Annotated in this window: 1 protein-coding gene, 1 rRNA gene and 1 pseudogene; 1 reads left to right on the forward strand and 2 read right to left on the reverse strand. The window is 54.6% G+C overall.

The genetic code is table 11. The features are described 5' to 3' along the window. Window positions 1-270 (reverse strand): 16S ribosomal RNA (locus tag Tam1G_RS11350); the annotation flags it as partial. A gap of 674 nt (window positions 271-944) precedes the next feature. After that, the gene (locus tag Tam1G_RS11355; protein WP_242689714.1) at window positions 945-3641 is read right to left on the reverse strand and encodes a glycoside hydrolase family 3 N-terminal domain-containing protein; all 2697 of its coding nucleotides are present in this window, start codon (window positions 3639-3641) and stop codon (window positions 945-947) included. Window positions 3642-3875: 234 nt separating this feature from the next. Here Tam1G_RS11355 and Tam1G_RS11360 point away from each other — a divergent pair. After that, window positions 3876-4115: pseudogene (locus tag Tam1G_RS11360) on the forward strand (integrase catalytic domain-containing protein); the annotation flags it as partial.

The following is a 4115-nucleotide window of genomic DNA, read 5'->3' on the forward strand; positions in this document are numbered from 1 at the left end:
CACGGTGGGCCGTTACCCCGCCGTCAAGCTGATAGGACGCGACCCCATCCCACGCCGCAAAAGCTTTCCCAGAAGACCATGCGATCAACTGGAACATCCGGCATTACCACCCGTTTCCAGGAGCTATTCCGGAGCATGGGGCAGGTCGGTCACGCATTACTCACCCGTTCGCCACTCTCACCACCAGCAAGCTGATGGATCCCGTTCGACTTGCATGTGTTAAGCACGCCGCCAGCGTTCATCCTGAGCCAGAATCGAACCCTCCACAAAAAAACAATGCGGAAAGACATCGAATAGATGACTCTCAAAACAAAATCGACGAGACGATTCCTTAAGGAAGGAACCACTCTCACAAAAACCTCGTCCCGTTTCAACCAACCAAGGACCCAACCGACAAAAACAGTCAGGCACGAGACAAGCTGGCAATCATTGACTATAAAGAAGTAGTACAAACACGCTCTTGAGTTCTCAAACCACCACCACACACAAACCAATCCGGACTCTTTATTTCCTCACGGGGAGAAGCCCGAACCGCTCAGCGGCAGCGAATGAATAACTTACACGAACACAAGAACAAGCGCAACCCAGACACAACAGAAACAGCCCAAATCGTTGAAACGACAGGCTCCGCCCGGCGTGTCGAAAATGCCGTTTTCAACCTCGTCACTATCAATATAGCGCCGAAAACAACCACAAATTGCCTGAAAATTGTTTCGTACCGGCATGTTCCTCGCAAATTCACCCGCACGCAACCACGCCAACAATAAAAAAACAGCCGAATCCGCGGTACATCATCAATGGGCAGTGATGATGAACCACAGATCGGCTGTTGCCATTGGTCAGCACAGCAGATGGCCGGAAGCGAGGAGGAGCCTTCGACTCAGCTGGCGATGTGCTACTCAATCATCGGAAGCTTTCCGCTCTACTGACATTGCTTCATTCATTTACTGTTCGCCGGCAATCACCTCCACCGCAGGTTTGCGACGGGCCACAAATCGACGAACAGTCACAATCTCCAGGCCAGCGAACAGCACGGCCACCACCGCAACGCCAATCCACATGCCCGTCTGCCAAATCGGCAGCTCAGTCTTTGGCTCGCCGTTCTCGTACTGCCAGCTGTTCACCACGGTGTAGAGGATGTTGTGGGAAGCGGTACGCATGGCCTTCAGGGAGGTGGCAGACTTGCTGGTCACATGGTTGGTGACATCCATCGTGGCGAGCATCGCATCACCACCGTTGCGAATTTCCTGATCAGCGTTCTGGTAACCGAAACCAGCGAAATAGTCGGTCAGAGTGAAACCACGGAAGCCCCATTCATCGCGCAGCACTGTATTGAGCAGTGCAGGGTTAGCGCCAGCATAAGTCGTGCCAATGTAGTTGTATGCGGTCATCACAGCCTGTGCACCACCATCTTTAACCGCCATTTCGAACGGCTTCAGATAGATTTCGCGAATGGACTGCTCATTAGCCCAGGTGACCAGCATGGCCGTGCGGTTGGTTTCCTGATCGTTCAGCGCGAAGTGCTTCATGAAGGAGTACACGCCTTGAGAACGGGCACCAGCAATCTCGCCCGCGGCCATCACTCCGGAAAGCAGAGAATCCTCGGAGAAGTACTCGAAGTTACGGCCGGAGAACGGGGAGCGATGGATGTTCATGCCCGGGGCGTACCAGCCGTCCACATGCATTTCGCGAGCCATCTTGCCCAGAGTCTTGCCAAATTCATTGGCGAGTTTCTTGTTCCACGTGTTTGCAATGCCAACTGCGGAGGGGAAGGCAATAGAGCTGACGCCAGTGAAGTTGTTAATCAGAGCGGCCGGACCGTCAAGATCAGTGGTCTTGATCTTACCGATGTTCTTGATTGCGGCGGTGCCGTAGCCAGCCATAGCGATCATGTTGTCCATATCGTCAAAGGTCAGCTGGTCGAGCAGCTTGTCCCACTGTGGATCGTCGTAATCCTTGCCACGCAAGTCAGCCAAGCGCACTCCGTTCTTGGCGCCGGTGGTCGGCATCTCGTCATCGGCGTTATCATGCTCGGCCGGCTTATAGGTGTCGTTGTTACTGAAGGCTTTCTTGGCCTCATCGGACATGGACATGCTGGATGGAGCAGCAACGGCCTCTTCATAGTTGGCGAAATGGTCGGCTCGAGACAGGTAGGTCACGTCACCTTCGGCATCGTCGAACTCGTTGGTGGCAGCCACTTTATCGCCAGAATGGGTGTTGGAATCAGAATCGTAAGTGATAGTCTTCGGCACGTTCACGGTGGCGGAATCAATCACCGTGTGCGAATCGGACTGGATGGAGACATCATAATTACCGGATTCCAGCACATATGCCTTCGAGCCCTTGGCGTCGTAGGAAGCCATACTGTCATCGTCGAAGGAGATCTTCACGGTCTCGGATTCGCCGGGCTTGAGTTCCTTGGTCTTCTCGAAAGCCACGAGATTTACCGAGGACTTCTCAATACCACCGTTGGTGTATGGCGGGTTGTAGTAAGCCTCGACCACATCCTTGCCGGCCTTGTCACCAGTGTTGGTCACGGTCACGTCGAACGATACCTTGCCGTTCTTATAAGAAACGTCGCCCATCTTCTGTTCGAAGTCGGTGTAGCTCAAACCATAACCGAACGGGAAGGCCACGGCATCGTCATAGTTGATCAGGCCCTCGTCGGCTGCGGTTTCGTAGAACTTATAGCCCACGTAAATGCCCTCGACGTAGTTCACGAACGTCGGGCTGGACGTGTATTCGCTGCCGACGAAGTTCACCTTAACGGAAAGATCGTCCACATTGTCATACGGGAAGTTGCCGATATTGTTCAAGGTCGGAGTACTGCGCACATTCTTCAGGAAGGTATCGGAAGTCTTGCCGGACGGATTCACCTTACCGGCAAGAATATCACCGAGGGCATTGAAACCGGTCTGACCTGCAGGTGGGCACCACAGCACAGACTTGATCTGCGGATAGTTGGCAAGGAAGTCGAACTGCAGCGGATTCGAGCCGTTGTAGACCAGCGTCACATGGTCGAAATTCTTAGAAACCAAATCGAGCATGTTCTTTTCGGTCTGGCTCAGCTGCAGAATGCTCTCGCCCTGCTGGAAGTCCTCGTAATCCTTGGAATTGTTGTTGTAGACCACGCCTTCAGCCTTCATATCGCGCGGAAGGTCGGCGTTCTCGCCACCGAAGCGGGTGATTACCACCACCGCCTCATCGGAGAAGGATTTGGCATCGGAAATCAGGGAGTCCGGGTACTGGTCGGCAGGAACCTCAGGCAGAGTCCAATCCTGCTGGAACATGTTGAGGGTCGGGCGTTCGGCACGGTACTTGGTGTACAGGTCGGTCAGTTCGCTGTTGGTTTCGAAGCCAGCCTGCTTCAGACCGCTCAAGATTGAGGCCATCGGATGCTCGTTCGACATGGAGCCTGAACCGGAACCGCCGAGAATCGGCTGCGTGGAGCCCCAACCGAACACGTTGAGCTTCTTGGTACCGCTAATCGGCAGGTTATTATCGTTGTTCTGCAGCATAGTGACTGCTTCGCTGTACAGGTCCTGCGCCTGAGTGTTGGCGGCAGCGATGGTTTCGTCGCTCAGCTTGTATTTCTTAGCGGTGGCATTGTTGAGCAATGTGGCCATTGGGCCAGTAAGCATCAATGCAATCGATACAGTGGCAGCAACGAGTACGACCAGCCATGATTCGGAATGCACCAACTTGCGCACGCTTACATCGCGCACGGTTTTCTTGTTCACCGCAATGGTGATGATAATCGCCGCGACCAGTACAACGCCGAGCACGACGTGCCTCACGTTTTTTGAGCGCGTAGGGTGTGGTGGTGCCTCATCGGGAATGAGCGCGAACGGTATCGGTCCTGTTTGGCTTGTCTTATGGAAGACAGGATCAGCATGGCGACGAAGCGGCAGGTCACCCTGAGATTCAGGGATGAATACATGAAGGCGTCGAAGAAGGACAAGGGACGCATCCTCGATGAGATGTGCTCCGTGCTGGGAATCGGCAGGAGCACCGCGAGACGCAGACTCACGGAAGCCGGGCGCGGCAGGCCGTCGATGTCGCCCGCGGAGCGGCCGAAGCGGTATTCGGAGCAGTCGCGCGAGCTGCTGGTCCAG

Origin of the sequence: Bifidobacterium imperatoris (assembly GCF_002860405.1) — a bacterium.
In the GTDB taxonomy this organism is placed as follows: Bacteria; Actinomycetota; Actinomycetes; order Actinomycetales; family Bifidobacteriaceae; genus Bifidobacterium; species Bifidobacterium imperatoris.